The sequence below is a fragment of the Halalkalibacter lacteus genome (genome assembly GCF_036663595.1).
Lineage (GTDB): Bacteria > Bacillota > Bacilli > Bacillales > Bacillaceae_D > Halalkalibacter > Halalkalibacter lacteus.
In genome coordinates, this window is sequence record NZ_JAWRVL010000388.1 from 1 (window position 1) to 245 (window position 245).

1 protein-coding gene is annotated in these 245 nt (G+C 71.4%); it reads right to left on the reverse strand.

From position 1 onward, the window contains the following. Nucleotides 1-245 (reverse strand): protein kinase domain-containing protein (locus SAZ04_RS22770; RefSeq protein WP_332700021.1); only part of this gene is annotated, 245 nt, incomplete at both ends.

Genomic DNA, 245 nt, shown 5'->3' on the forward strand with positions numbered 1-245 from the left:
CCGCCTTGGCCAACGTGCGCAGGATCAGCGCCTCGAGCGCCTCGGGCACGTCGGGGTTCGCCTCCCGCAGCGGGGGCGGCGCCGAGTTCAGCACCTTGTAGAACAGGTGCGCGATGTTCGCCCCGTCGAAGGGCAGGGTCCCGGACAGCTTCTGGTAGAGGACCACGCCCAGGCTGTAGACGTCCGAGCGGCCGTCGTAGGGCCGCTCGTCGAGCCGCTCGGGCGCGATGTAGTGCGGCGTCCCG